Origin of the sequence: Streptomyces sp. LaBMicrA B280 (genome assembly GCF_049222185.1) — a bacterium.
In the GTDB taxonomy this organism is placed as follows: Bacteria; Actinomycetota; Actinomycetes; order Streptomycetales; family Streptomycetaceae; genus Streptomyces; species Streptomyces murinus.
This window is the reverse complement of sequence record NZ_JBMJCT010000008.1, coordinates 39338-58694: the sequence shown is the minus strand read 5'-3', so window position 1 is coordinate 58694 and position 19357 is coordinate 39338. Positions and strand designations below refer to the sequence as shown.

Sequence of the window (19357 nt, the reverse complement as noted above, 5' to 3'; positions counted from 1 at the left end):
CGATGACCTGGCGTTGGGGGAGCCGAGTCGGGCGGTTCGGGAGGTCCGGCCGCGGCCGGGGTTTCGGGGGTGCGGGCCGGGTCAGACGGCCTCGGACTCGGGGAGGTCGACGGCGAGCTGTTCGGCGAGGTCGACCACGGCACCGAGATCGCCGTGGTCCCGCACGGCCGTGCCGACGGTCTTTCGGATACGGGTGTTCACGCGCTCGGAGCGGACCTTCTTGGCCACGGTCATCGCCCGCGAGGCGAACTCGGTGCCGGCCTCGGGCTCGTCCTGGAGCAGATGCACGGTGGCCATGCCGATCAGATTGAGCGCATACGACCGCTGGTGCTCGCTGTCCTTGGCGAACAGGTCCACCGCCCGGCGCATCAGCGGCTCGGCGAGGGAGGCGTAGGCGGGGCTGCGGCCCGCGCTGTAGGCGAGGTCGCGGAAGGAGTGGGAGTTCTCCGCGTACAGCTCGGCCTCGGAGAAGAAGCGGATCCAGTCGGGGTCCGGCTCGTCCCACTCGTCGGCCTCGGAGAAGGTGTCCTCGGCCATCCGCACCGCGCGCTTGGTGCGGCCGGGCTGGCCCATGTTGGCGTAGGCGCGGGCCTCCATCGCATACAGCATGGACTGGGTGCGCGGACCCGCGCAGTCGCGGCTGCCGTACTGGGCGAGGTGGATCAGCTCCAGGGCGTCGTCCGGCCGCCCGAGGTGGATCATCTGGCGGCTCATGCTGGAGAGGATGTACGAGCCGAGCGGCCGGTCCCCCGCCTCCTTGGCGGCGTGCAGCGCGAGGACGAAGTACTTCTGCGCGGTGGGCTGGAGCCCGACGTCGTACGACATCCAGCCGGCCAGTTCGGCCAGTTCGGCGGCGACCTTGAAGAGCTTGCGGGTGGTGGCCTCGGGCTGGGGTTCCTGGAGCAGGTCGGTGACCTCGTGCAGCTGGCCGACGACGGCCTTGCGGCGCAGTCCGCCGCCGCACTGGGCGTCCCACTGGCGGAACATCCGGGTGGTGGACTCCAGCAGCTCAAGCTCCGGCTTGGACAGGCGGCCGGGCCTGCGGGAGTCGAAGGCGGACTCGGGGGCGGGCGTGGCCGGGGTGCCGGGGGTGGGCACCAGCCAGCGCTGCATGGGTTCGATCAGGGAGGGGCCCGCGGACAGCGCGAGGGAGGTGCCGAGGAAGCCGCGCCGGGCGAGCATCAGGTCGCTGCGGGAGAACTCGCCGAGCTGGGCGACGGTCTGGGGGCCGGTCCAGGGCAGGTCGACACCGGAGGCGGCGGTCGACTGGCGGGCGGCGCGCAGGCCCAGGTCCTCGATGGAGACCACGCAGCCGAAGCGCTCGGAGAACAGCTCCGAGAGGATGCGCGGGATCGGCTCGCGCGGATTCTCGCCGTCCAGCCAGCGGCGCACCCGTGAGGTGTCGGTGGAGATGTGGTTGGCGCCCAACTGGCGTGCCCTGCGGTTCACTTGGCGGGCCAGCTCGCCCTTGGACCAGCCGCTGCGCACGAACCACGAGCCGAGCAGCTCATTGGGGCGCTTGTCAGCGTTTGTCCCGCTTCCGCCATTGACGCCCACTGGAACGCCCCCATCCCTGAGACCTCTTGCCGCCTGAGTGCGCCAAGCCCTATCAGAATGCCGGTAAATACGGTCCGGCGTCCCCCGGTTCTCAGCCTTCGAACGCGATACCGAGCCGTTCTCGGGCCTCAATCGGGTTACCGCCGAGTCGCCTTCGGGTTGCCCCCGGCATACCCGGGGGCGCATGTGCCCCGAGGATTCCGCACACTCACAGTAACCCTGTGATCACCGGCTCAGCCACGCGGATCAGAGAAACGCCACCATTCGCCACCCCTTCGAATGAACTCCCGTTCCGTCGCACGCGATTCACTTGACACAGGACGAACGCAAGCGGGCGGAGCGATGCACAAAGGGGCGCGTGAATCCCGGCGCGCCACCCGGCATGCTTCAAAGCGCCGCCCCGGTTCCGTCACGACGAAGGCGGTCGGAGCCGTAGCGTTACGTTCCGCTTCCGTCTCGTTCCGTGTCGTAACCACCGGCGCGCTGGACCCGTTGGAGGGGGCATGGGCTTCACGATCGGCGGCATTCGCGAGATCCGCTCCGGCACGCGTCGGCGTGGCCGGTCCGCGGAGTGCACCACCGTCGCCGAGTTCACCGGGCTGTGGGGCTGGGACGTGGTGCCGGGCGCGCGAGCCGCGGCGGGCGCCTGCTCCTGCGGGTTCGAGGACTGTCCGGAGCCGGGCGCGCATCCGCTCGACTTCGCGCCCGAGGTGCCGGCCGGGGCCACGCTGGACGATGTGGCCAAGGCGTGGGCGGAGTGCCCGGGCGCCTCGGTGCTGCTGCCGGTGGGCCGCGCCTTCGACGTCGTGGAGGTCTCCGAGTCGGCCGGCCGGCGCGCCCTGGTCCGGCTGGAGCGGATGGGCCTGCCGCTGGGTCCGGTGGCGGTGACCCCGGAGGGCCGGGCGCACTTCTTCGTGGCCCCGGGCGCCGCGGCCGAGCTGCCCCGGCTGCTGTACCGCATGGGCTGGGACGACCCGCGCACCCTCGATCTGCGCGGCCTCGGGGCCGGTACGTACATCACCGCGCCGCCCTGCGACCGGGGCGGCCGGGGCCCGGTGCGCTGGCTGCGCCCGCCCGCCCTCGACTCCGCGACCCGCCCCCCGGCGGCCCGGCTGCTGCTGGGCACGCTGGCGTATGTGGCGCACCGGTCGCGGTGGCGGTCGTAGGGGCGTCCCGTCCGGGGAAGGCGGTCGGCACGCGGCCCGGAAAAGCGAAGTGCCCGTCCTCAACTGCACCTTGAGGGCGGGCACTTCTTCATGTCAGGTGATAATCCGGCGACGGTCAGTCTCCGATCAGCGCGTCCACGAACGCCTCCGGCTCGAACGGCGCCAGGTCGTCCGCGCCCTCGCCGAGCCCGATCAGCTTGACCGGCACGCCCAGCTCGCGCTGGACGGCGACCACGATGCCGCCCTTGGCCGTGCCGTCCAGCTTGGTCAGCACGATGCCGGTGATGTCCACGACCTCGGCGAACACCCGGGCCTGCACCAGACCGTTCTGCCCGGTGGTGGCGTCCAGGACCAGCAGCACCTCGTCCAGCGGCGCGTGCTTCTCGACCACGCGCTTGACCTTGCCCAGCTCGTCCATGAGACCGGTCTTGGTGTGCAGCCGACCCGCGGTGTCGATGAGGACGACGTCGACCCCCATCTCCTTGCCCTCCTTCACCGAGTCGAAGGCCACGGAGGCGGGGTCGCCGCCCTCGGGACCGCGCACGGTGTAGGCGCCGACCCGCTCGCCCCAGGTCTGGAGCTGGTCGGCGGCGGCGGCACGGAAGGTGTCGGCGGCGCCGAGCACCACGCTGCGGCCGTCGGCGACCAGGACGCGGGCGAGCTTGCCGGTGGTGGTGGTCTTGCCGGTGCCGTTGACGCCGACGACCATCACGATGCCCGGCTTGCGGTCGGCGGGCTCGGTCTTCACGGTGCGGTCGACATCGGTGCCGACCAGCTTGAGCAGCTCCTCGCGCAGCAGGCCGCGCAGCTCCTCGGGGGTGCGGGTGCCGAGCACCTTGACGCGCTCGCGCAGGCTCTCGACCAGTTCCTGGGTGGGCTGCACACCGACGTCGGCGGTGAGCAGGGTGTCCTCGATCTCCTCCCAGGTGTCGTCGTCCAGGTGCTCGCGCGAGAGCAGCGTGAGCAGGCCCTTGCCGAGGGCGTTCTGGGAGCGGGACAGGCGGGTGCGGAGCCGGACCAGCCGGCCCGCGGTGGGCTCCGGGATCTCGATCTCCGGAGCCTCGACAGTGGGGACGGGAGGCTCTTCGACGGCGACCGGCGGGCCGCCCGGGAGATCCACCTCCTCGATCGTCCGGCGCGGTTCGTCGCGCGGCGTCTCGGCCTCTTCGCCGACGTGCGGCTCGGCCGGGGGCGCGGTGATGTCGGGCGCCTTCGGGGGCGGCGGGGGCAGCGACTTCCGGCGTCGGGTGCCCACGATCAGCCCGCCGAGCGCGCCGAGCACGACCACGGCGATGACTACAGCAAGGATGATGGTTTCCATAACGCCCCCAGTATCGGCCATGGGTTCCGCCAGGAGGGGGCTTGTGTCTTCCTCCGAGAGACAAACGCCACGTTTGGCGAGGAGTCGGAGCAAAGTACGATGGTCCGGGCTGCGTTGACGCGCGTAGAGTCCGACCGTCCCCTTCCCCCCACCTCTAGGGCACCCTTCCCCATGAGCAAAACCGTCGAGACCGAAGGCGCTCTCGAGACCCGTGGCATCGAGCAGGTCCCGGACCATGAGCGGACCGGCCGGACCCGTGAGCTGTTCCCGACCTGGGTCGGCGCCAACATCAGCGTGCTGCTGCTGACGATGGGCGCGAGCCTCGTCGTGGCGTACCACCTGAACATCTGGCAGGCGCTGGTCGTCGCGGTGGCGGCGCCCGTCGTGTCGTACGGCCTCGTCGGCCTGATCGGCATCGCGGGCAAGCGGGGCGGGGCGCCGGGCATGGCGCTGTCCCGCGCGGTGTTCGGCCAGCGGGGCAACCTGCTGCCGGGCTCGCTGATCTGGGTGGCCCGCTGGGGCTGGGAGACGATCAACGCGGTGACCGGCGCCTACGCCATGCTCTCCATCCTGGAGATCGTGTTCGGCATCAAGGCGAACAGCGTCCTGGACATGGTGACGCTGCTGGTGTTCGTGGTGGCGACCTTCGCGATCTCCGGGCTCGGCATCAACGCCGTGCAGAAGTGCAACAAGTACGCCACCTACTTCTTCGGCGCGTTCTCGGTGCTGGTCCTCGTCTACCTTGCGGTGAAGACGGACTGGTCCAAGGTGATGGACCACAGCGCCGGTTCCACGGCCGCGGTGATCACCGGCATCGGCATGATCGCGGCCGGTGGCGTCAGCTGGATCCCGACGGCCCCGGACTTCACCCGCTATCTGCCGCGCACGGCCTCCTCGAAGGCGATCGTGGGTACGGCGGTCGGCGGCGCCGGTGTGGTCGTGCTGCCGATGGTCCTGATGGGCGCGGTGATGGCGGTCGCCACCCCGGACCTGGCCTCGGCCGCCGACCCGGTGTCCTTCCTCGGCAAGATCCTGCCGACGTGGATCGCGGTGCCGTACCTGCTCATCGCGCTGGTCGGCATGCTGCTGATCAACTCGATGTCGATGTACTCGGCGGGCTTCACCGCGCAGACCCTCGGCTTCAAGGTGCCGCGGCACTGGGCGGTGTCGGTCAACGCGGTGATCTCGCTGGTGTTCGGCGGGGTGCTGATGCTGGTGGCGACGAGCTTCATGGGCTCCTTCATCGCCTTCCTGTCCCTGCTCGCGGTCGCGTTCTCGGCGTGGGTCGGCGTGTTCGGCGCGGACATGTTCCGCCGCACGGAGTACGACGGCCGGGCCATGGCCGACACGACGCGCACCAGCGCCTACTGGTACAAGGGCGGCTTCTCCCCCGCCGCCGTGGCCGCCTGGGCGATCGGCCTGGTCTCGGGCCTGCTGTTCACCACCTCGGACTGGTTCACCGGCCCGCTGGCCAAGAACAACGTCATCGGCGAGTACGGCCTCGGCTGGGTCGCCACGATCGTGATCTCCGGCGCGCTGTACATGGTCCTGCCGAAGCCGGGGATCGAGACCCCGGCGAGCACCGAGGACGCCGCGCGGGCCGAGGGGTCGGCCGAGCCTGTCTCCGGACCTACGGGTGAGCAGGCGACCGCCGCGGTCTGACCGACCGACACCACGTCACCCAGAGCCCCCTCCGGCGCCGCGCGCGGGAGGGGGCTTTCGGTTGCAAGGGCGGGAAGCGTTCGCACGCGACGGGCGCACTCCGGGCGCGCGCCGAAGAGCCCGCGCCGACCGCCAGAGCGGCCGGGAGCGGTCCCGGCCCCACCGGTGGGTGGGCGGCCGGTCACGCGCCCGCCGGGCTCAGTGGCCGCTCTTGTGCAGGGCGGCACTCGCGCGAAAGCGCAGCCGGGCGCAGCGGGACCTGGTCTCCTCGTCCGCGTCGGCCGGGCAGCAGCAGTGGCCGGCGAGCCACCGCAGATCGTCGGGGCCGAGCCAGAGCGCCACCCGGCCCCGGCCGGCCTCGGCCTCCGGGTCCGTGGGCAGGCCGGTCAGCCGGTGGCTCCGGCTCCGCGGCGGTTGCGTTCGTATGACGGCACGTCAGCCGCCCTTGCGCTCCGACGCCTCGCGCCGGGGCGGGACGCCCGCCTCGATGGACGCGAGCTGGGCCGCGAGGATCTCCTCGAACGCGGCGCGGCGGTCGACGCCGAGGGGGCGGACGTCGCGGGCGTAGTGGGCGAGCGCGGGGAAGCGCTCGGGGTCGGCGCCGAGGACGGCGACGCGGAAGTGCTCCATGCCCTGCTCGAACTCCTGCGGCGAGATGGCGCTCATTCCGGCCTCGGCGGCGATCAGCGCGGCGATGAGGATCACGATCCGGTGGTAGCGGGCCGGGATCTCCTCGTCGGGCAGGCCCGAGGCCCGCAGCGCCTGGAGGATCTCCTCCATGACCAGCCGGGACCCGGTGCCGCTCGACGCGTAGCGCCCCCAGACCGCCGCGAGCTGGGGCTGCCGGCCGAAGGCCTCGCGCAGGCGCAGGGCCAGCGCGGTGATGCGCTGCTTCCAGTCGCCCTCGGGGCGGTGGCCCTCCAGGGCCGCCAGCAGGATCCGGTCGGCGACCGCGCGCAGCAGCTCCGTCTTGTTGCGGAAGTGTCGGTAGAGGCTGGAGGAGTCGGTGCCGAGCACCGCGGCGAGCCCGCGCACGCTGAACGACTCCGTGTCGCCCGTGCGCAGCAGCTCCGCCGCCGCGTCCAGGATCTCCTCGCTCGACCAGCGCCTTCGGCCTGCCATCTCGCCCCTCTCGTCGGGCGCCAGTCTAGCTGTGCACTTGTTGTTGCACGCACCGCGTGCATAATGAGGACACATGCCTGGGGAGGGAGCAGGGGACATGAGCGAGGCCACTGCCGCGACACGACCGCCGGAGCCGGACTGGTCGACGATCACGGCCGGGGAACTGGCCGCCTACCGCACCGCGGAGAACCGCTTCCGGGCCTCCGGCGCGGCGCGCGCGATGACCGGGGAACCGGATCCCGGTGCCGTCATCGAGTGGCGGGAGGTGGCGCTGCCCGGGCGCGGCCTCCCGGTCCGGGTGCACCGCCCGGCGGCCGGGAGCGCGGACGGGGGCGGTCTGCCGTTCGTGCTGCATGTGCACGGCGGTGGGTTCGTCGGTACGGCGACGCAGTGCGACTGGGTCACCAGCCATGTCGCCGCCCGGCTGCCCGCCGTCGTCGTCTCGGTGGAGCACCGGCTGCTCGACCCGGACACCCCGCTGTCGGCCGCCGCCGCCGATGGCTGGGACGTACTGCGGCATGTGCTGGAGCACGCGCGGGAATGGGGTGTCGACCCCGCGCGCACGGCCGTGTTCGGCGAGAGCTGCGGCGCGTTGATCGGCGCCCTCGCGGTGCTGCGGGCCGGCGAGGCGGGCCTCGCGCTGAGGGCACAGGTGCTGGTCAATCCGGCCACCGATGTGACCGACGCGATGCTCGACCACCCGTCGATCGCCGCGTACGGGCAGGGCCCGGGCCTCTCCGTGGCCCAACTGCGCTTCTTCCGGCGGCTCGCCGTGCCGCCCGGCGCCGACGCACGCGCGCTCTCGCCGTTGTACGCCGCCGACCTGTCCGGGCTGCCTCCGGCGCTCGTGGTGGTGCCGACCGACGACCCGCTGGCCGACCACGGCCGCCGCTACGCCGAACGCCTGCTCGCGGCCGGGACCCTCGCACGGCTCACCGAACACCCCGGCGCCCGGCACGCGTTCCTCAGCGTGCCGGGGCTTGAACGGCGGGCGGCGGTGGCGCGGACGGAGATCCTGGATTTCCTGCGGACCGCGCTGGCTGCGTGAGCGGGAAGCCGTGAGCCGGGGCCGTCGCGGCGATGGACGCGGGGCTCACGACCGCGCGCGTGAAGCCGGCCGCGGCACAACGTGGCACGGGCGCTCGGTCATCCCGCCCTGTCGGTCGTCGCCGCGAGCCAGGTGGTGAAGTGGCCGACCTCGTCGCCGAGCAGCGGTGTGCCGTGGGAGAAGCCGACGGCGGTGACATCGCGAGGCAGCCGGGCGTACGAGGCGTCGCGGGTCGCGGGGTCGGCGGCGAGGGCGTCGGGGCCGGTGGCCAGGGCGCCGCGGTGGAAGACGGCGTCGCCCACCAGCAACGCTCCGCTGGGCTCGTGCAGCAGCGCGATGTGGCCGGGGCTGTGACCCGGGGTGTGGATCACCCGCAGGGAACCGACGCGCTCGCCGTCGGTCAGCGTTCCGGTCGCGGTGACGGGCTGCCAGTGGAGCAGGGGCAGCCGGTCGATCGTCCGGCCCAGGCGGCCGGACCTGCCGTGGCGGGGGACGCGGCCGGCCGCGAGCCAGGGCGCGTCCTGCTCGTGGACGAGTACGTCGGCACCGGTGCGGGAGGCCAGTTCGGCGAGGCCGCGGACGTGGTCGGGATGGGCGTGGGTGATCACGATGCGCCTGACGTCGGCCAGCCTTCCGCCCGCCGTTTCGACGGCGTGGCGGATGACGGTGGGCGCGCTCTTCCAGCCGGCGTCGACCAGGGTGAGTCCGTCCTCGTCGGTGACGACGAAGCAGTTGTCGCCGTCACCGCGGGTGGGGATGCGCAGGATCCCGGGGGCCAGGTCGCTCATGCGCCGCTGCCCTGGCCGGCCGCCGCCACCGCGGGTGAGCGCAGGACGTCGGCGAGGTCGGCCGGCAGATAGCCCTGCCGTGCCAGCCGGGACAGGGCTCCGCCGCCGGCGATGATCTCCAGGACCAGGCCGGGCAGCACGGGTACCTTGCCGGTCGTCTTCGTGGTCAGGTTCGTCCAGGTTCCGGTGGCGAGATCGATCGCGGCGCGGTCGCCGTCGCTGAAGACGGACGTCGCGTCGGGCACCGTCATCGCCGGGAGGCCCGCGTTGACGGCGTTCCTGAAGAACAGGGAGTTGAATTCCTCGGCGACGAGCGCCGCGACACCGAGCTGGTTGAAGAGCGCCGCGACCGGTCGCGAGGAGCCGAGTCCGAAGTTGCGTCCGGCGACCACGATGTCGCCGCGCCGCACCTGATCGGTCCAGCCGGGGCGGACGCTGTGGAAGACCTGTGTCGCGGCCTCGGGGATGTCGCGTTTCATCGCGTCCGGCGGGTACATGTCGTCGGTGGTCAGTCCGTCGCCGAACACCCAGACCCGTCCGGTGACCCGCAGGCCCTCGGTTTGCGGCGTGCCGCTCATCGCGCGCTCTCCTCACGTGCGTCGACGATGCGCCCTGCGACCGCGGAGGCCGCGACCGTGGCCGGGGACGCCATGTAGATCTCTGCTTCGGGCGAGCCCATCCGGCCGGTGAAGTTCCGGGTGGACGAGGTCAGGCACACTTCGCCGGGGCCGACGAGCCCCATGTGGTAGCCGAAACACGCGCCGCACGTCGCGTTCGTGACCACACCCCCGGCGTCCGCGATGTCCTGGAGGTAGCCCAGCCGCATCGCGTCCCGGTAGACCCGCTGGCTGGCGGGTGTGACGATCAGCCGCACCCCGGCGGCGACCCGCTTGCCGCGCAGCACGCCGGCGGCGATGCGCAGGTCGTCGAGCTGGCCGTTGGCACACGAGCCGATGAATGCCTGGTCTATCTTCCGGGGCTCGATCCCGGTGACGGGCAGCCCGTTGCGGGAGACCGTGCCGGGGCGCGCGACGTAGGGCACGAGGGCCGACAGGTCGATCTCGCGCACCTCGGCGTACTCGGCGTCCGGATCGGCGGCGGCGGGCTCGTAGCCGGTGACGCCCAGCGCCTCGAAGTGCGCGGCGAGCACGTCGTCATGGGCGAAGGTCGAGAAGTCCGCCGAGACCTCGGCCCCCTGGGTGGCGATGGTGCGCCGGTCGTGCAGGGGGATCGAGGCGAGGCCGGAGCCGCCGTACTCAAGGTTGAGGTTGGTGGCGTCGCCGAACTCGTTGGCCAGGTGGAGGAAGACGTCCTTGCCGCTGACGCCCTCGGGCAGCTCGCCGAGCAGCTCGTACCGGATCGTCGGGGAGACCTGGAACCAGGTGCGCCCGGTGCACAGGATCGAGTAGACCTCCGCCGGGCCGAGGCCGCGCGCCGCGGTGTTGTACGCCCCGCCGGCGCAGGTGTGGCTGTCGGTGCAGGCAAGGATCTCGCCGGGCCTGGCGAGGCCGTTCTCGGCGATGACCTGGTGGCAGATGCCGTGCCGGCCGACGTCGTAGAAGCGGGAGATCCCGAACTCGGTGGCGAACCGGCGGGCGTGCGGCCCGCCCGCGGCGTCCTTGACCGTGGGGGCGGGGACGGCGTGATCCATCACGATCGCGACCTTGTCGGGGTCGGCGATCCTGAGCGGCTGCATCCACATCGTGGCGAATTGCAGGTCGATCAGGACCGTCATGTCGACATCCACGGTCACGGTGTCGCCGGGCGCGACGGAGGCGAGTCCGGCCTTGCGGGCCAGGATCCGCTCTATCATGGTCATGCCCATATCAGGCTCCTGTTCCTTCTCCGGCCGGAACACCGGCCGGAACGGGCCGGTGCTTCTCGCCGAGTTCGAACCACTCGGCCATGCCGACGAGGTCGAAGAACTCCTCCGGCCCGGTGGGCAGGAACGCGTCGGCCTCGATCCCGCGCAGCCGGCACAGCGCGGTCAGTGATCCGAGCGCGCTGTGCGCGAGCGCGGCGGAGGGGTGGATCGCGATGGCGAAGCCGAGTTCCTGGAGCCGCTCGGCGGACTGTTCGGGGGTGAGGCCCCCGATGACCAGGTTGAGCAGGAGCGGCGCCTCGACCTCGGCGGCGATCCGCTCGATCTCCACCGTGCTCCGCGGTGCCTCGACGAACAGGATGTCCGCGCCCGCGGCGGCGTACGTGTTCGCCCGGGCGATCGCCTCGTCGATGCCGAGCGGGCCGCGGGCGTCGGTGCGGGCGATGATCAGCATGCCGCTGTCGGTGCGCGCCGCGCGGGCGGCGTCGAGCGTCCGGACGAAGTCCGCGGCGCCGACCAGCTCCTTGTCGGGCAGATGACCGCACTTCTTCGGGAACGCCTGGTCCTCGAGCTGGATCGCCGCGACTCCGGCGTCCTCGTACTCGCGTACGGTCCGGATGACGTTGAGGGGGGCTCCGTAGCCGGTGTCGGCGTCGGCCAGGAGGGGCACGTCGCCGAGCGCGCGGACCATCATCCGGGCACGTTCGACCATCTCGGTCTGGGTGACCAGCCCGATGTCGGGCAGTCCGAATCCGGAGGCGGCGACGCCGGCGCCGGTGAGGTACGCGGCGACATGGCCGGTGCGTCTGGCCAGTTGGGCGCTGATGCCGTCGAAGACGCCCGGTGCGACGACGAGCCGCCTGCCGTCGAGCAGCTCGCGCAGGCGGGCGCGGGCGGGTGTGGTGGTCATGGTTCCTCCGGTGCTCTTCATCAGTCGAGCGCCCTTCCCACGGGTGCGGCCAGCAGGGCGACGAGCGGGGTGATCGAGTCCGCCTCCGCGAGTCCGCGCACGGCGTCGACGATCGCCGAGGCGCGGTCGGCGTCCATGACCCGGCCGGTCAGGGCGTGGAACTTGGCGACGACCTCGTCATTGGTGACCGGGTCGAGCGGATTGCCGTGCGGGGAGACGACAGACTCGCTGTCGGCCGACCCGTCGGTGAACGTGAGGGTGATGTGGGTCTGGAACCGTTCGCTCAGCGGCAGTTCGTCGATCGAGCGGTCGAGGGTGACAGTCGTGCGGTCGATGAGCCGCCAGACGTCGTCGGCGTCGAGCCGCTCGGCGGTGAACTGCTCGGGCATCGCGGTGCCGTCGAGGAGCGTGACGGCGGTGGCGTAGCCGATGTTCATCTGCGCGCCGATCGCCTCCAGCGGGCGCTGCGGCGTCCACCAGCCGTGGTGGTGGACCACGCTGCCGACACGGAGTTCGACGCGTTCGACCGTGCGTCGCGCGAGCCTGCCGCGCAGCGCACGGGCGCCCTGGACGGCACCGTGCAGACCGCCCATGACGGCCCAGGACTTCACCATCGCCGTCATGGTCTCCCAGTTCTCGCCGAGGCCCCGGACGATGGCTTCGAGATCGGTGGGGTGCCCTTCTCCGTACACCGCGACATAGCCGCCGTATTCGCGTTCGAAGACCTGGTCGATGCCGGTGTAGCCGGTGGCGGCGAGGGCCGCGGAGTAGAAGCCGTTGCGGGCGGCGAAGCCGTGCTGCATCCGCTTGCCCATCGCCTCGTACTGCGCCGACATGAGCCCCGCCGACTGGGTGGCGGCGAAGCCGAGGGCGTCCTCGGTCCGCGCGGGGTCGAGTCCGCGCAGCTTGGCGCAGGCCGCCGCGGCGGAGGCGTTGCCGAACACGGGGCCGGAGTGCCAGCCGCGCAGGAGCATCTCGGTGCCGCCGATCGAGCAGCCGATTCGCGGACCGACCTCGAACCCGGTGAGGGCCGCAAGCAGCAGGTCGCGACCGCTCACCTCGCCCCCCAGATGGCTCGCCGTGGACAGCAGCGAGGGCACCAGCAGCGAGGCGCTGTGCAGGGGCGCGAGCGGGTGGAAGTCGTCGAGTTCAAAGCCCTGGATGTAGGCGCTGTTGAGCAGCGCCGCGCCCGCGGGGGTGGTGGTGCGGCCGGTGCCGATGACGACGGCGTCGCCGCCGCCCTCGATGCCGAGCACCGCCTCGGTCGCCAGCCTCGACCAGGGCAGTTGGGCGCCGACCAGGGCGCAGCCGAGGCCGTCGAGCAGCAGATGGGCCGCGCGGTCGCGGACGTGGGTGGGGACGTCGTCCCAGGTGAGGCCGTGGATCCAGGTCACGAGGCGGCCTGTGACGCCGTCGGCGTCGGACGGAGCGTTCATGGGGGTATTGCCCCACGGCCCCGGTCGCCGCTTCCACTTTACTTGCGTATTCCGCAAGCATGGCAGCATGGCCGGTGTGAGTACGGCGCTGCGCGGATTGCAGATGCTGGAGGTCCTCGCGGGGATGCGCCAGCCCGCTTCGCTGCGCGCGGTCGCCGAGCGCGTGGGACTGTCGCAGTCCCAGACCTTCCGTGTCCTGCGGGAGTTGGAGCGGGCCGGCTACCTCGACCATCTCGGCCGCAGTGGCTACCGGCTCGCCGGCCGGTCCGTCGCCCTGGCCACGCTGATCGGGCCGCGCCCGGCCATGCTCCGTGCCGTCCAGCCTGCCGTCAGCCGACTGGCCCACATCACGGGGGAGGCCGTCGTCCTGCATCTGCGCTCCGGGTCCGCGCGCGTCCTCGTGCTCGGTGTGCCGGCCCCTACGGGCCCGATCGCGGAGCCCGCGGGTGTGCTCGGCGAGCGCTCGCCCCTGGCGGTCGGCGGCAGCGGCCGTATCATCCTCGCCCATCTGCCCCCGTCGGAGCTGGCGACGATCGACCTCGCCGGTACCACTCCCGCGCAGCTGGCCGCGATCCGCGACCGCGGCTACGAGACGTCGTTCGGCGAGAACCACCCCCGGGTCAACGGCGTCTCGGCGCCGCTCCTGGCCTACCGGGACGAGCACGACCCGGACGAACCGACCGCGCTCGGCGCGATCACCGTCGCCGGGCCGGCCTCGCGCCTCGCCGAAGCCGACTTCCCCCGCGTCCTGACGCCTCTGCTCTCCGCCTGCCGCGACCTGGGCCCCCGGCTGGCCGCCGTCCTCGGACCCTGTCCCGGCGAGACGATCCGCGCGCTGGACCTCTGACCACCTCGAAGCCCGCGCGGCGGCCCGGACCCGAAGGGGCACGGGTACGGCTCGCCCCCCCCTGTGCCGCGCCGACGGAGAAAAGCCCTCGCCCCCGGCCCGGGCAGTGGCCGGGCCGGGGGCGAGGGGAGGAACGAGGAGAGGGGCAGCGGGGTCTGAAGGCCCTTCTCCCCGGGTTCGGGGGTGCCTCGGGGGCGGGGCTCAGCCCATCTCCTCCAGGGTCTTGCCCTTCGTCTCCTTGACGAACTTCAGGACGAAGGGGATGGAGAGGGCGGCGAACACGGTGTAGATGACGTACGTGCCGGAGAGGTTCCAGTCGGCCAGCGACGGGAAGCTCGCGGTGATCGCCCAGTTGGCGATCCACTGCGCGGCGGCGGCCACGCCCAGGGCGGCGGCGCGGATCCGGTTCGGGAACATCTCGCCGAGCATGACCCAGACGACCACACCCCAGGACAGGGCGAAGAAGAGGACGAAGATGTGCGCGGCGATCAGGGCGACCCAGCCCTGCGTGGCGGGCAGCTTGCCGTCGACCAGGTGGTACGAGAACGCCCAGGCCTCCAGCGCCAGGCCGACGACCATGCCGACCGAGCCGATGAGCGCGAGCGGCTTGCGGCCGATCCGGTCCACGAAGATCATCGCGATCACGGTGCCGACGATGTTGATGATGGACGTGGTGAAGGAGTAGAAGAACGAGTCCGTCGGGTCGACGCCGACCGACTGCCACAGCGTCGAGGAGTAGTAGAACGCGACGTTGATGCCGACGAACTGCTGGAAGACCGACAGGCCGATGCCCACCCAGACGATCGGCTTGAAGAAGAAGCCGCCGCCCAGCAGGTCCTTGAAGGTGGAGCGGTGCTCGCTCTTCATCGCGTGCTCGATGTCGGCGACGCGCTTGTCCAGGTCGGCGCTCTCGCCCTCGACCTCGGCCAGGATCTCCTTGGCGCGCTCGCGCTTGCCGACGGAGAGCAGGAAGCGCGGGGACTCGGGGATGGCGAAGGACAGCAGGCCGTACAGGGCGGCCGGGATCACCATGACGCCCAGCATGACCTGCCAGGCCTCCAGGCCCATGAGGTGGCCGCGCTGGTTGCCGCCTGCGGCGTTCAGCAGGCCCCAGTTGACCAGCTGGGAGATGGCGATGCCGACGACGATCGCGGCCTGCTGGAAGGAGCCGAGCCGGCCGCGGTAGGCGGGCGGGGCGACCTCGGCGATGTAGGCGGGGCCGATCACGGAGGCCATACCGATGGCGAAACCGCCGACGATGCGCCAGAAGGCGAGGTCCCACAGCGCGAAGGGCAGCGCGGAGCCGACGGCGCTGATCGTGAACAGCGTGGCCGCGATCTGCATACAGCGGATACGGCCGATCCGGTCGGCTATCCGGCCCGCGGTGGCGGCACCGATGGCACAGCCGATCAGGGCGATGGCGATGACCTGCGCGAGCCCGGCGGAGCCGATGTCGTAGCGGTCGCGGATGGCCTCGACGGCGCCGTTGATGACGGAGCTGTCGTAACCGAAGAGGAAGCCGCCCATGGCCGCGGCCGCGGCGATGAAGATGACATGCCCGAGATGTTCGGGATGAGCCGTCCCGGCTCCTGACTGAGGTGCCTGCGCTGTGCTGGTCACGTGAAACTCCTCGGGCCACGGCAACGCTGCCGGGGTGGGGTGAGCCCTTCCAGGTCTCCAGTGGCGCATACGTTTGCGCTACTTACACCTGAAGGAAAAAAGCAACGTTGCAGAGACTATGCCTTCAACTTCCGAAGTCAATAGGCAGAATGCTGTGAGTTAGGAGATACGGCTCCTCGCTCCGTGTTCAAGAAATGAACAGGGAGTGAGGTGATCTTGATCGTCGGTATGAGTTGATCTTGAAATGGGTCAGCGCAGGCGCTGCGAGATGACCTTCGACACACCGTCGCCCTGCATGGAGACGCCGTACAACGCGTCGGCCACCTCCATCGTGCGCTTCTGGTGCGTGATCACGATCAGCTGCGAGGACTCCTGCAACTCCTGCATGATCCGGATCAGCCGCTGGAGGTTGGTGTCGTCCAGCGCGGCCTCGACCTCGTCCATCACATAGAAGGGACTCGGCCGGGCCTTGAAGATCGACACCAGCAGCGCGACGGCCGTCAGCGACCGCTCACCGCCCGAGAGCAGGGACAGCCGCTTGACCTTCTTGCCCGGCGGCCGCGCCTCGACATCGACGCCCGTGGTGAGCATGTTGCCGGGGTCGGTGAGCACGAGCCTGCCCTCGCCGCCCGGGAACAGCCGGCCGAAGACGCCCTCGAACTCGCGCGCGGTGTCCCGGTAGGCCTCGGTGAAGACCTGCTCGACCCGTTCGTCGACCTCCTTCACCACCTGGAGCAGATCGGCCCGGGTCTTCTTCAGGTCCTCCAGCTGCTCGCTGAGGAACTTGTGCCGCTCCTCCAGCGCCGCGAACTCCTCAAGGGCCAGCGGATTGACCTTGCCGAGCTGCTGGTACGCCCGCTCGGCCGCCTTGAGCCGCTTCTCCTGCTCGGCCCGCACGAAGGGGCGCGGCTGGTTGCGGGGGTGCTCCGGGTCCTCCGGCAGCGCCTCGCCGTCGGCGGGGGGCGAGGGCGGCACGGGCTGGTGCGGCCCGTACTCCGTCTCCAGCCCCGCCGGTTCGACACCCAGCTCCTCCAGCGCCCTGGTCTCCAGCTGCTCGATCCGCAGCCGCTTCTCGGCGCCGAGTACCTCACCGCGGTGGACCGAATCCGTCAACTTGTCGAGTTCCGACTTCAGTTCACGTCCGGTGCCGCGGGCGGCGGTCAGTTCCTGCTCACGCCGGGCCTTGGCGGCCTCGGCCGCGGCGCGCTCCTGATCGGCGCGGACCAGGGAGATCTCGACATGCGCCAGCAGCTGCCGGGCGCCGTCGGCCACGGCCCGGGCGACGGCCGCCTCGTGGCGCAGCCGGGCCTTGCGCTGCTCGGCCCCTACACCGCCGACGTGGTGGGCACCGACAGCTCCAAGGACCTCGCGCTGATCAAGCTGCAGGGCGCCTCGTGGCGCAGCCGGGCCTTGCGCTGCTCGGCCCGCGCCCGCGCCTCCCGCTCCGCGCGGGCGGCGCGGTCGAGGGAGTCGGCGCGACCGGCCAGGCCCTTGACCCGCTCCTCGTGGGTACGGACCTGGAGGCGGGCCTCCATCTCGGTCTGCCGCGCGTTGGCGCCGTCGGCGGAGAGCCGGTCGCGCACCGCGGTGTCCGGCTCCTCCGCCACCGGCATCTCCTCGGCGACAGCGAGCCGCTCCGCGAGTTCCTCCGCTTCCTGTACGGCGCCCTCCAGCGCGTCCTGCGCCCGCGCGGCCGCGGCGGCGGAGCGGTCGGCCTCACCGGCGGCGGCACGGGCCTCACCGGCGAGGCGGCCGAGCTGCTGGGCGACGGTGGACTTCTCCCGGTCGGCCGCCCGGCGCCGTTCGCCCAGCTCCTCCACCAGGGCGGCGGCCTCGGTACGGCGGTCCGTCGCGGTGTTCTCCGCCTCGGCCAGCTCCGCGCAGCGCACCGAGAGCTCCGCGAGTTCGGCGGCGGCCTCGTCCACGGATGCCTGGACCTCCAGGAGGCTCGGGGCACCGGCGGAGCCGCCGTGGGCGAAGTGGGCGGCCAGGAGGTCGCCTTCGGCGGTGACGGCGGTGAGGTGGGGGCGGGAGCGGACGAGGTCTTCGGCGGCGTCCAGGGTGTCGACCACGACGGTGTTGTGGAGGAGCGTGCGGATCGCCGGCATCAGATCCGATGGGGCGCGGACGTATTTTTCGGCCAGGACCGGTCCGCCGTCGGGTGCGGGTACGGGTGCGGATGCGGATGCGGATGCGGATGCGTCGTGGTTGCTCGCGCAGTTCCCCGCGCCCCTGAGGGGCGCCTCCGGTGAGCCGGTGATGAGCAGGGCCGCCCGGCCTCCGTCCTGTTTGTGCAGGAGGCGCAGGGCGTCGGCGGCCGACGCCGGGTTGGTCACGGCGAGCGCGTCGGCGGCGGCTCCGAAGGCTGCGGCCAGGGGGATCTCGTAGCCCGGGGTGACGGTCAGGAGTTCCGCCGCGGGGCCGAGGAGGCCGGTGAGGTGGGCCTTGGAGTCCAGCAGTATGCCGGTGCCGTCCTTGCGGCGCAGGCCCAGGGCCAGTGCCTCGTGGCGGGCCTGGGTCGCGGCGCGGCGGCGTTCGGTGGTGGTGACGGCCTGGCGGGCCTCGGTCAGGGCGGTCTCGGCGGCGGCGAGCCGCTCCCTGGCCGCCCGGTGCCGTTCGGCGAGGTCGGTGTCGTCCGCGTCGAGCCCGTCGACCTCGGCCTTGAGCGCCTCGTACTCCTCCTGGGCGCGCACCGCGCGGTCCCGTGCCTCGTCGCGGGCCGTGGCCAGCCGGTCGATCTCGGCCTGGGCGGCGGCCGCGCGCGAACGGGCCGCGCCCACCTGGCCGTTCAGCCGGGCCAGGCCCTCGCGGCGATCGGCGATGGCGCGGGCTACGTCCTTGAGCCGGCGCTCCTCGACGGCCAGTTCCCGCTCCAGTTCGGCGCGGTGGGCGACGGTGTCGTCCAGGGCGTGCCGGGCCGCTTCCAGGGCGGCCTCCAGCTCGGCCTCCTGCTCACGGACCCGGGCGGCCTCGCGCTCCAGGTCCTCGGGGTCGCGGCCGTGGCGCTCCTCGGGCGGGGCGGAGGTGGCGCTCTTGATCCGGGCGTCGGCCAGCGAGACGGTGCCGCGCACCCGCTCGGCCAGCTGGGACAGCTCGTACCAGGTCTGCTGGGCGCGCTGGAGGCGGGGCGTGAGCCGGCGCGTCTCCTCCTCCAGGAGGGACTCGCGGTGCAGGGCCTTGCGCAGCTCCTGCTCGGCGGCCTCCTTGCGCTCCTTGAGGGCGGCCTCGTCGGCGATCTCCGCGTTGAGCGCCCCGCGCAGTCGTACGAGGTCGTCGGCGAGCAGCCGCAGCCGGGTGTCACGCAGATCGGCCTGGATGACGGCGGCCCGGCGGGCCACCGCCGCCTGGCGGCCGAGCGGCTTGAGCTGGCGGCGCAGTTCGTCGGTGAGGTCCTGGACGCGGGCGAGGTTGGCCTGCATCGCGTCCAGTTTCCGCAGCGCCTTCTCCTTGCGCCTGCGGTGCTTGAGCACGCCGGCCGCCTCCTCGATGAAGGCGCGGCGGCCCATCGGATCGGCGTGCAGCACGGAGTCCAGCTGGCCCTGGCCGACGATCACATGCATCTCGCGGCCGATGCCGGAGTCGGAGAGCAGTTCCTGGATGTCGAGGAGGCGGCAGGTGTCGCCGTTGATCTGGTACTCGCTGCCGCCGTTGCGGAACATGATCCGCGTGATGGTGACCTCGGCGTACTCGATGGGCAGCGCCCCGTCGGAGTTGTCGATGGTCAGGGACACCTCGGCACGGCCCAGCGGGGGGCGCCCGGTGGTGCCGGCGAAGATGACGTCCTCCATCTTGCCGCCGCGCAGCGACTTGGCGCCCTGCTCGCCCATGACCCAGCTCAGCGCGTCCACCACATTGGACTTGCCCGAGCCGTTCGGTCCGACGACGCAGGTGATCCCGGGTTCGAATCGGAGCGTGGTCGCGGAGGCGAACGACTTGAAACCGCGCAGGGTCAGGGCCTTGAGGTGCACGCCGCCGGACTCTACCGGCCGCCGCTGTCTCACTCCATGAACCCTCGTGACCGCGCGGTTTCACCGCCGGACATGCAGGGCACACCAGAT

General features: G+C 72.0%; 14 protein-coding genes and 1 pseudogene. 4 read left to right on the top strand and 11 right to left on the bottom strand.

Annotated features, from left to right (window positions below; genetic code table 11):
• Positions 1–81 precede the first annotated feature (81 nt).
• The gene (locus ACLF5H_RS08000; RefSeq protein WP_421675360.1) at positions 82–1557 is read right to left on the bottom strand and encodes a hypothetical protein; all 1476 of its coding nucleotides are present in this window, start codon (positions 1555–1557) and stop codon (positions 82–84) included.
• A gap of 503 nt (positions 1558–2060) precedes the next feature.
• Between ACLF5H_RS08000 and ACLF5H_RS07995 the strand changes: the two genes are divergently transcribed.
• Positions 2061–2723 carry a bifunctional DNA primase/polymerase gene (locus ACLF5H_RS07995; protein WP_421675359.1) on the top strand — a complete coding sequence of 221 codons (663 nt, stop codon included), beginning with the start codon at positions 2061–2063 and terminating at the stop codon, positions 2721–2723.
• Positions 2724–2838: 115 nt separating this feature from the next.
• Here the strand turns inward: ACLF5H_RS07995 and ftsY are convergent, their stop codons facing one another.
• Positions 2839–4044 carry a signal recognition particle-docking protein FtsY gene (ftsY, locus tag ACLF5H_RS07990; RefSeq protein ID WP_421675358.1) on the bottom strand — a complete coding sequence of 402 codons (1206 nt, stop codon included), beginning with the start codon at positions 4042–4044 and terminating at the stop codon, positions 2839–2841.
• A 171-nt stretch (positions 4045–4215) separates the two neighbouring features.
• Between ftsY and ACLF5H_RS07985 the strand changes: the two genes are divergently transcribed.
• Positions 4216–5706 carry a cytosine permease gene (locus ACLF5H_RS07985; RefSeq protein WP_421675357.1) on the top strand — a complete coding sequence of 497 codons (1491 nt, stop codon included), beginning with the start codon at positions 4216–4218 and terminating at the stop codon, positions 5704–5706.
• A gap of 198 nt (positions 5707–5904) precedes the next feature.
• Here the strand turns inward: ACLF5H_RS07985 and ACLF5H_RS07980 are convergent, their stop codons facing one another.
• Positions 5905–6048 (bottom strand): hypothetical protein, encoded by a 144-nt coding sequence (locus tag ACLF5H_RS07980; protein WP_421675356.1) that lies wholly within the window; start codon positions 6046–6048, stop codon positions 5905–5907.
• A gap of 93 nt (positions 6049–6141) precedes the next feature.
• Positions 6142–6828 carry a TetR/AcrR family transcriptional regulator gene (locus tag ACLF5H_RS07975; RefSeq protein ID WP_421675355.1) on the bottom strand — a complete coding sequence of 229 codons (687 nt, stop codon included), beginning with the start codon at positions 6826–6828 and terminating at the stop codon, positions 6142–6144.
• A 97-nt stretch (positions 6829–6925) separates the two neighbouring features.
• Here ACLF5H_RS07975 and ACLF5H_RS07970 point away from each other — a divergent pair, with 97 nt between their 5' ends.
• On the top strand, positions 6926–7876 hold the full coding sequence (locus tag ACLF5H_RS07970; RefSeq protein WP_421675354.1) for an alpha/beta hydrolase: 951 nt from the start codon (positions 6926–6928) through the stop codon (positions 7874–7876).
• A gap of 98 nt (positions 7877–7974) precedes the next feature.
• Here ACLF5H_RS07970 and ACLF5H_RS07965 read toward each other — a convergent pair whose 3' ends face one another.
• The 5 genes from ACLF5H_RS07965 to ACLF5H_RS07945 are packed head-to-tail and all read right to left on the bottom strand — an operon-like array spanning position 7975 to position 12832.
• Positions 7975–8664: an MBL fold metallo-hydrolase gene (locus ACLF5H_RS07965; RefSeq protein ID WP_421675353.1), complete on the bottom strand. Its 690-nt coding sequence runs from the start codon at positions 8662–8664 to the stop codon at positions 7975–7977.
• The gene (locus ACLF5H_RS07960) at positions 8661–9242 is read right to left on the bottom strand and encodes a 3-isopropylmalate dehydratase (protein WP_421675352.1); all 582 of its coding nucleotides are present in this window, start codon (positions 9240–9242) and stop codon (positions 8661–8663) included. The genes ACLF5H_RS07965 and ACLF5H_RS07960 overlap by 4 nt, the downstream gene beginning before the upstream one ends.
• The gene (locus ACLF5H_RS07955) at positions 9239–10483 is read right to left on the bottom strand and encodes a 3-isopropylmalate dehydratase large subunit (protein WP_421675351.1); all 1245 of its coding nucleotides are present in this window, start codon (positions 10481–10483) and stop codon (positions 9239–9241) included. The genes ACLF5H_RS07960 and ACLF5H_RS07955 overlap by 4 nt, the downstream gene beginning before the upstream one ends.
• A gap of 7 nt (positions 10484–10490) precedes the next feature.
• A complete protein-coding gene (locus tag ACLF5H_RS07950; RefSeq protein WP_421675350.1) occupies positions 10491–11396 on the bottom strand; it encodes an isocitrate lyase/PEP mutase family protein in 906 nt (301 codons plus the stop codon).
• Between the two features lie 20 nt (positions 11397–11416).
• Positions 11417–12832: an MmgE/PrpD family protein gene (locus tag ACLF5H_RS07945; RefSeq protein WP_421675349.1), complete on the bottom strand. Its 1416-nt coding sequence runs from the start codon at positions 12830–12832 to the stop codon at positions 11417–11419.
• A gap of 67 nt (positions 12833–12899) precedes the next feature.
• On the opposite strand from ACLF5H_RS07945, the gene ACLF5H_RS07940 reads away from it, so the two are divergent.
• Positions 12900–13679 (top strand): IclR family transcriptional regulator, encoded by a 780-nt coding sequence (locus ACLF5H_RS07940; RefSeq protein WP_421675348.1) that lies wholly within the window; start codon positions 12900–12902, stop codon positions 13677–13679.
• A 201-nt stretch (positions 13680–13880) separates the two neighbouring features.
• Here the strand turns inward: ACLF5H_RS07940 and ACLF5H_RS07935 are convergent, their stop codons facing one another.
• Complete coding sequence (locus ACLF5H_RS07935; RefSeq protein WP_421675347.1) at positions 13881–15299, bottom strand: sugar porter family MFS transporter; 1419 nt, start codon at positions 15297–15299, stop codon at positions 13881–13883.
• A 249-nt stretch (positions 15300–15548) separates the two neighbouring features.
• Positions 15549–19267, bottom strand: a pseudogene (gene smc / locus ACLF5H_RS07930) (chromosome segregation protein SMC).
• Positions 19268–19357 lie beyond the last annotated feature (90 nt).